Below are 7,244 nucleotides of genomic sequence, written 5' to 3'. Positions count from 1 at the left end.
GCGACACCAGCGCGTCCGCGAAACCCGGTTGCCCAACCTGTCGATATGCCATCCCGAGCCCCTCCGAGCCTAGGCCCTAATGAATCCCTGATTCGCCTTTGTGCAAAGCTCTCGCAAGCGGGAGAGGTCGGCGCGCAGCGCCGGGTGAGGGTTCTCTCCTCTTGGGGGTTCTCGACTGTGGAGACACCCTCTCCCCAACCCTCCCCCGCAGGCGGGGGAGGGAGCGCACCGTGCTTGCGGTCACGATCAAAGGACATCACATCAAGTCCTAATCCAGCGCTCCTTGCGAGAAGAAGTGCTTGCGGATGCGTTGCACGAGCTCGGTGAAAACAGGATCGGCCATCACGTCGAGCGAACGGGGGCGCGGCAGCGGCACGTCGTAGATCGCTGCGATCGCGCCGGGGCGCTCGGTCATGACCAGCACGCGATCGGCGAGGAACACGGCCTCGGGGATCGAATGCGTGATCAGCAGCACCGTCTTCCTGGTCTCGCGCTGGATTCGCATCAGCTCGACATTCATGCGCTCGCGCGTCAACGCGTCGAGCGCGCCGAACGGCTCGTCCATCAGCATGATCTTGGGATCGTGCACCAGCGCGCGACAGATCGAGGCGCGCTGCTGCATGCCGCCCGAGAGCTGCCACGGCAGCTTCTTCTCGAAACCTTCGAGCCCAACCAGCTTCAGCAGCGCCTTGGCGCGATCGAGATATGTCTGTCGCGGCAGCCGCTTCATGTCGATCGGCAGCATCACGTTGGAGAGGATGTTGCGCCATGGCAGCAGCAACGCGTTCTGGAACACGATGCCGACATTGCCGTGCGGCTTCGTTACCTTCTCGCCCTCGACCAGGATCTCGCCTGATGTCGGCGGCAGCAATCCGGAGATCAGCTTGAGCAGCGTAGACTTGCCGCAGCCGGACGGGCCGACCACGACGAAGAACTCGCCGTCGTTGATGTGGAAGTCGAGCGGCCGCAGCGACGGCACATCGCCGTCGCGCGTCCGGTAGGTCTTCGACACGCCGGACAGTTTTATGCCCGACGCATCGCCAGCAGCCCGGTCGCTCACCAGTCTCAGATGCGGGGCCGGCTGCCCGGCGTTGTCAGGTATTGCGGCCTGCTTCACGAGCCGCTCTTCGGCAGGTAATCGTTGGTATAGAACGCCTTCGGGTTCTCCTTGGCCTTGGCGTCGAGCCCACCATATTCGACCATCAGATTGACCGTATCCGTCATGTTCTGATCGGTGACCTGGAACGGCCGCTTGGTCTTGGTCTCCGCAGTCCGGTAGAGCGGAATGGTCAGCTCGAAGCCCTGCGTCAGCGTGTCGATCTTGCCACCCTTGGGGTTGGCATCGAGGATCGACTGCGCTGCCGCCTTCGGCTCCTTCTCGGCGGCTTCGACCGCTTTCGTCGTTGCCGACATGAAGCGGCGGACGAGATCGACATTGGCTTTCACATAATCGGCGTTGGCGATAATGCCCGAGGAGACCATGTTGATGCCGTAGTCCGCGAACTTGATCGGATAGACGTCCCTGCCCGTGGCGTCCTTGATCTTCATCGACTGGTCCATGACGTAGCCGAGCAAGAGATCAGCCTGGCCGTTGATAACCGCGTTGAGCTTGGTCTGGCCATCGCCCGCCACCGTCTGGAAGTCGCTTTCCTTCAGGCCGGTCTTCTTCAGGAACAGCGGCCAGATCTGGGTCATGGAATCGGCCGGCGTGATCGCCACCGTCTTGCCCTTGATGTCCTCAGGCTTCTTGATGTTCTTGTCGACGAAACCCATCGCGGACATCGGGCTGGTCTGGAGCAGCACGCCGGTCGCAACCACAGGCGCGCCCTTGATCGCGGCGCGCATCATGGTGGGCACGTCGACATAGCCAAAATCGGCGGTCTTGGCGGCGACGGCCTGCGTGGTCGCAGCCGAGCCACGGCCTTCCTGGATCTCGAGATCGATGCCCTCGGCCGCGTAGATGCCCTTGGCCTTGCCATAGTAGAACGGCGCATGCTCGCCATAGACGTACCAGTTCAGCATCAGCACGACCTTGTCGGCCGCCTGCGCCGGCATGGCCGCAAACACCATCAGCGCCGCCGAGACAGCTCCTATCCACCGCTTCATCATGCTCTCCCTTGTCTGTTGCTTCGGCCGTTGGTGGCCGTTCGTTGCTTTGTTCAAGAGGCGAAAATCACGTCCTCACGCTGGCTGACATGCCAGGGAATGACCAGCTTCTCGATCCGGTCGACGATCCAGAACAGGATGACGCCGAGCAGCGCGAGGATCACGAGCGCAGCGAACATCGTCGGCAGATCGAACGTTCCAATCGAGCGCTGCATCACGTAGCCGATGCCGGAATTGGAGCCGACGAATTCGCCGACGACGGCGCCGACCACGGCGAGCGTCACCGACACTTTGAGGCCGGAGAAGATCGCAGGCAGCGCATGGGGCAGGTTCACCGCGCAGAAGACCTGGAACCGGCTGCCCTGCATGGCGCGGGCGAGGTCGACCATGTCAGGATCGACCGATTTGAAGCCCTGAACGGCCGAGACCACCACCGGGAAGAAGCCGAGCAGGAACGCCGAGATCACCTTTGGAATGATGCCGAAGCCGAACCAGACCACGAACAGCGGCGCGATCGCGATCTTGGGCACGGATTGGGAAAACACCAGCAGCGGATAGACGTAGCTTTCCACCGTCTTCGACCCCGCGATCAGCATCGCGATGGGGATACCGAAAAGCGCGGAGAGCGCGAAGCCGCAGACGGTTGCGTAGGTCGTCGGCCAGGACTGGCGCAACAGTTCCGGCCAGTCGGTGCGCAACACCGCAAGGACATCGCCCGGCGACGGGATTTGATAGGCGGGGATCCTGAACAGCCGGATCGCCAGATCCCAGGCAACAACGATGAAGACCAGGAACAAAAACGGCCGGATCCACGCCGCATTCAGCATCTTGGACACCGCACTCTGCGGCTTCAGCTCAGCCACGTCTCACTCCCGGCAATCTTGTTCGTTGAGGGAGAAATTAACCCGTTGGATAAATACTGTCCAGCGGTTTTCCCTGTGACTTTCTGCTCAGAGGTTCCGGTGAGTTTGGTGACATTTGGGGACTGAAGGCCGCACCAAATCCTCAGTGTCGTCCTGGCGAAGGCCAGGACCCATTACCCCAGGACAACATTTGGCGAAGACGGGTCGTTCGGGATTAACACCTCGCTCATGCTCGATAGATCAGGCGGTATGGGTCCTGGCCTTCGCCAGGACGACATTGGGGGTACATATCGCGGAACACACCCATCGTTGCCAGAAGCGAGGAGCGAAGCCGCTTCGCTACACCGTCTGCGCCACCGCGGCGCGCGACTTCGGCGCCTTGACGATCTTCAGCAGCTCCTCCGACCGACCCGTCAGCGCGGCCAGCACGAGGCCGGCCATGTGCGCCAGCCGCTCGTCCTTGGCGTCCTTGGCGAGCAGGTCGCGGCCGAAGATCACGCTGAGCGTCGCCGAGTTGGAGAGATAGAAGAAGCAGAGTCCCGCGATCGAGATGTAGAGCTGCACCGGATCGACTGCGACCTGGAAGTCGCCGCTGTCGACGCCGCGCCGCACCACGGTGCGGATCATCTCGACGAAGGGCGAGTGCATCGACTTGACCTTGGTCGAGCGCTTCAGGTGCTTTGCGCGCGCGAGGTTCTCTGTCTGGAGCAGCGACAGGAATTCCGGGTTGCGGAGAAAATAGTTCCAAGTGAACTCGATCAGGCGCCTGATGGCCTCGGGCGGGTCGAGATGTTCGAGATCGAGCCCGCGCTCCTCGCTGCGGATCTTGTCATAGGCGCCTTCGAGCACCGCGAGATAGAGCTCGTCCTTGTTGCCGACGTGATAGTAGAGCATCCGCTTGTTGGCGCCGGCTTTCGCCGCGATGCGGTCGACCCGCGCGCCGGCAAGCCCGTGGGCCGAGAATTCCTGCTTGGCGGCCTCGAGAATGCGCAGCCGCATCCCCTCGGGATCGCGCTGCCATTTCAGGGTTCGCTTTGCCTTCGCCAAACCGGTCGCTCGCTGGGTGTTCTCAAGACGCATGTAACACGCGCGCGGGCGTTTGAGAACGATCTCGTGCCCCGGACGCAGCGCAGCGCTTCTTCAGCGGTGCGCTGCAGAGCCGGGGCCCATATCTCCAAATGAAAAGATGGCCGCCTTCTGTTGGGTCCCGGCTCTGCGTAGCAACGCCAAGAGCGTTGCGGCGCGTCCGGGACACACACCACACCGTCCTTCAATCCACCGGCTTCGGCGAGCGGTCCAGCAGGACCGTCTGGATACCGCAGGTGCCGTTTCGCACCGTCATCACCCGCGTGCCCGGCTTGCGGCCGTTGCGGACCTCGGTGACGTCGAGGCCGGCGGCGATCAGGCGGGCGCGCGTGGCATCGATGTCGGCCACCCGCCAGCTCAGGCCCCAGAGGCGGTCATGCAGGGAATCGCCGCCCGCGACGGGGCGGCGCACCACCTCGACGACGAGATCGCCGCAGCGGAAGAACATCAGCTGGCCCCAATCCTGGTGCGAACGATCCAGCGCCAGATCGAGCCCGAGCCGCGCGCCGTAGAGCGCGGCGGCGCGATCGGAATCCTCGGTGGTGATCACGACGTGGTCAAGCGCATCGATCGGCGCGATGTCGGTCGCCGGCGAAAGCGGACGCTCATCAGCCAGTTCGAGGAAGAACATGCGCACGCCGCGCGTGAGCTCCGTGGCGGCGCGCGCCCGTTTCCAGTGCAGGACCGCGCCGCTCCCCACATCACTGCTTTCGACCTCGGCCACGCCATCCGGCTTGAGCGCCACCCGCTCCAGCCGCCGGTGCATCTTCCCCATGTCTGCGACACGAAAGCACAGGCTGGCGAGCACGCCTTCCTGGTCATCGAGCAGCGCGCGCATGCGGTCGGCGGTCACGCTGAAGCCGTTCGGCGCCATCAATTCGATCGTCATGTTCGCAAGAGTGAACAGCACCCGGTCGGCGCCCTCGCCCGAGTTCTGCCAGGCCGGCGCGCGCCCGAGCAGCGTCTGGTAGGCCGCCCTGGCCGCACCGATATCCCTGACCAGAGCGACGACGTGATCGAGGCCGATGATCATGTTTCCCCCTGTTGATCGGCCCGGAACCGTGGACCGAGAGCCGGCATTTGTCCGGGCTTGGCATTGCCCGGTGATGGTCGTATTCCGGCCGCATGGCGACCTCAAGCACTCCGGGCGGCAGTTTTGCGAATAATTTCAGCGGTCCCTCGGCGGAACCGGTGTTACAGTAAGCGCACCGGCCGGGACCACAAAGCGCATCACGGACAAGCAATGCAGGCTCTCTTTATCGGACAGACCTATATCGACGTCGTCTTCATCACCGACCACATGCCGACCGGCGACGAGAAGCACGTGGCCTCCGACTACGCGGTTTCCTTTGGCGGCAATGCGGTGACGGCGGCGTTCTGCTGCGCCAAGCTCGGCATCGTGCCCGATCTGATCGCCACGGCGGCGAATGACTGGCTGGGGCGCATGTTCATGGACATGTGCGCGAAATACGCGATCTCGCTGCACGGGCGGAAGGTGAACCAGTCCTCGCTGTCGTTCATCATGCCAAAGGACGGCAAGCGCGCCATCGTCCGCTGCCGCGACGACTCCCACATCCATCCGTTCCCGATGCTCAATTTGGGCGGCTGCCGCGCACTGCATGTCGACGGCCATCAACCCGATGCCGCGATCCACTACGCCAAGGTGTGCCGCGAGGCCGGCATCTTGACCTCGCTCGACGGCGGCGGCCTGCGCACCAACACGCATGAGCTATTGGAATTCATCGACGTCGCGATCGTCGCCGAGCGCCTGTGCGAGCAGATGGACCTGACGCCGGAGAAGATGCTGGACTATCTCAAGGGCCGCGGCTGCAAGATCGGCGGCATCACTATGGGCGAAAAGGGCCTGCTCTGGTACAACGAAACAGGCGCGGTCGAGATCATGCCGGCGATGCCGATTCCGCGCGAGCGTGTGATCGACACCAACGGCGCCGGCGACGTCTTCCACGGCGCCTATGTCTATTCGTATCTCGCCCATCCCGGCAAAAGCTGGCGCGAGCACTTTGATTTTGCCCGCGCCGCCTCGACCTTCAAGATCCAGCGCCTTGGCAACGAGGCCGGCCTGCCGACGCTTGTCGATATCGCAAAAGTCAGGCACGAGTTCGAGGTCAGGGTCTAGCGTTCGCCGAGGTTTCTTATGGGGCGCGTCTTCGTCGCCGGCAGCATCAACATGGATGTAGTGGCGACAGCCGATCGCCATCCGAAAGTCGGCGAGACCGTCGCCGGCAAGCAGGTGCTGTATTTCCCGGGCGGCAAGGGCGCGAACCAGGCGGTCGCGGCGTCGCGGCTCGGCGCGAGGACCACGCTGATCGGACGGCTGGGCAAGGATTCGTTCGGCGGTGAGTTGAAAGCGTTCCTCGGCGCGCAGGGCATCGATCTCGACTCCATCAAGGAAACGGCCGAGGCGCACACCGGCACCGCCATCATCACGGTGGCGGAGGCCGACAACACCATCGTCGTCATCCCCGGCAGCAATGCGCTTGTCAGCGTCGATGACGTCGCGGCCGTTCCGCTGGCGAAGGGCGATGTCGCGGTCAGCCAGTTCGAGATCCCGCTGCCGACAATTGCCGCGTTCTTTCGACGCGCTCGCGCGGCTGGAGCCATGACACTGCTCAATCCGGCCCCGGCGCAGAACATGTCCGGCGAATTGCTCGCGCTCGTCGACATCCTCGTGCTGAACGAGACCGAGCTCGGCTTCCTCGCCGGCGTAGAGTTGTCTGATAGTGACGAGGCTGCGCGGATCATCGACGTCGCGCGAAAACTTCAGGCGCGCAAGGACCAGACCATCTGCGTCACGCTCGGCAAGCACGGCGTGTTCGCGCTCGCCGGACGCGAGGAATTGTCGGTGCCCGGCCGCACGGTGAAGGCGATCGACACCACAGGCGCGGGCGATTGTTTTGTGGGAGCGCTCGCGGCGCAACTCGCCGATGGCGCAGCACTGCGCGCGGCACTCGCCTTCGCCAATGCCGCCGCCTCGATCTCCGTGCAGCGCATGGGCGCGGGGCCGTCGATGCCAACAGCGGGGGAAGTGGCGGCTGTCATCAAGGCGGGCTGATGCCGTTCTTACCTCGCCCCGCTTGCGGGGAGAGGTCGGATTGCGAAGCAATCCGGGTGAGGGGGTACAGGTCTCGCGATCATCTCATCTGCGGAGAGAGCCCCTCACCCCAACCC

Annotated in this window: 7 protein-coding genes; 2 read left to right on the top strand and 5 right to left on the bottom strand. The window is 63.8% G+C overall.

From position 1 onward, the window contains the following. Positions 1–268: 268 nt before the first annotated feature. The 5 genes from QCM77_RS45015 to QCM77_RS44995 all read right to left on the bottom strand — a co-directional run bounded on the left by QCM77_RS45015 (position 269) and on the right by QCM77_RS44995 (position 5,088). The gene (locus QCM77_RS45015; protein ID WP_280097028.1) at positions 269–1,117 is read right to left on the bottom strand and encodes an ABC transporter ATP-binding protein; all 849 of its coding nucleotides are present in this window, start codon (positions 1,115–1,117) and stop codon (positions 269–271) included. Continuing rightward, positions 1,114–2,106, bottom strand: a complete 993-nt coding sequence (locus tag QCM77_RS45010; protein ID WP_279668900.1) for an ABC transporter substrate-binding protein — start codon at positions 2,104–2,106, stop codon at positions 1,114–1,116. The genes QCM77_RS45015 and QCM77_RS45010 overlap by 4 nt, the downstream gene beginning before the upstream one ends. A gap of 53 nt (positions 2,107–2,159) precedes the next feature. Continuing rightward, complete coding sequence (locus tag QCM77_RS45005; protein ID WP_279668901.1) at positions 2,160–2,969, bottom strand: ABC transporter permease; 810 nt, start codon at positions 2,967–2,969, stop codon at positions 2,160–2,162. 339 nt (positions 2,970–3,308) lie between these two features. After that, positions 3,309–4,016: a TetR/AcrR family transcriptional regulator gene (locus QCM77_RS45000; protein WP_279668902.1), complete on the bottom strand. Its 708-nt coding sequence runs from the start codon at positions 4,014–4,016 to the stop codon at positions 3,309–3,311. 223 nt (positions 4,017–4,239) lie between these two features. Beyond that, on the bottom strand, positions 4,240–5,088 hold the full coding sequence (locus QCM77_RS44995; protein ID WP_279668903.1) for a VOC family protein: 849 nt from the start codon (positions 5,086–5,088) through the stop codon (positions 4,240–4,242). A gap of 210 nt (positions 5,089–5,298) precedes the next feature. Between QCM77_RS44995 and QCM77_RS44990 the strand changes: the two genes are divergently transcribed. Together QCM77_RS44990 and rbsK are read left to right on the top strand one after the other, a co-directional pair. Then, a complete protein-coding gene (locus QCM77_RS44990) occupies positions 5,299–6,192 on the top strand; it encodes a sugar kinase (protein WP_279668904.1) in 894 nt (297 codons plus the stop codon). A gap of 18 nt (positions 6,193–6,210) precedes the next feature. Next, the gene (gene rbsK / locus QCM77_RS44985; RefSeq protein WP_279668905.1) at positions 6,211–7,128 is read left to right on the top strand and encodes a ribokinase; all 918 of its coding nucleotides are present in this window, start codon (positions 6,211–6,213) and stop codon (positions 7,126–7,128) included. The last annotated feature ends 116 nt before the right edge of the window (positions 7,129–7,244 follow it).

Origin of the sequence: Bradyrhizobium nivariense, assembly GCF_029846695.2 — a bacterium.
Classification (GTDB): Bacteria; Pseudomonadota; Alphaproteobacteria; order Rhizobiales; family Xanthobacteraceae; genus Bradyrhizobium.
The sequence above is the reverse complement of the archived record's forward strand: the minus strand, read 5'-3'. Positions and strand labels throughout refer to the sequence as shown.

Bases quoted from the DNA above. Each gene is read 5' to 3' on its own strand.
- rbsK (WP_279668905.1), top strand. From the start codon at position 6,211: ATGGGGCGCGTCTTCGTCGCCGGCAGCATCAACATGGATGTAGTGGCG.
- QCM77_RS44995 (WP_279668903.1), bottom strand. From the start codon at position 5,088: ATGATCATCGGCCTCGATCACGTCGTCGCTCTGGTCAGGGATATCGGT.
- QCM77_RS45010 (WP_279668900.1), bottom strand. From the start codon at position 2,106: ATGAAGCGGTGGATAGGAGCTGTCTCGGCGGCGCTGATGGTGTTTGCG.
- QCM77_RS44990 (WP_279668904.1), top strand. From the start codon at position 5,299: ATGCAGGCTCTCTTTATCGGACAGACCTATATCGACGTCGTCTTCATC.